At 71.9% G+C, this 249-nt stretch carries 1 protein-coding gene; it reads left to right on the top strand.

Annotated features, from left to right (window positions below; genetic code table 11):
• The coding region (locus tag R0J87_RS23105) for a TRAP transporter large permease subunit (protein ID WP_498889282.1) at positions 1 to 249 on the top strand (249 nt) is incomplete at both ends.

Genomic DNA, 249 nt, shown 5'->3' with positions numbered 1-249 from the left:
CTGATGGGCAATTTCCTCACCCGGGCCGGGCTGTCGCGGCAACTCTACGACGCGGCCTGCGCCTTTCTCGGCCATCTGCGCGGCGGCCTTGCCATGGCCACGGTCACCGCAGCGGGCGCGTTCACCGCGGTGTGCGGGTCCAGCCTGGAGACCACGGCGACCATGTCGCGCGTGCCCATGCCGCCCATGCGGCGCTACGGCTATGCCGACAGCCTGGCCACGGGATCGATCGCCGCCGGCGGTACGCTG

It is taken from the genome of Halomonas sp. SIMBA_159 (genome assembly GCF_046536035.1).
Lineage (GTDB): Bacteria > Pseudomonadota > Gammaproteobacteria > Pseudomonadales > Halomonadaceae > Vreelandella > Vreelandella venusta_A.
This window is presented reverse-complemented; position numbering and strand designations above follow the sequence as displayed.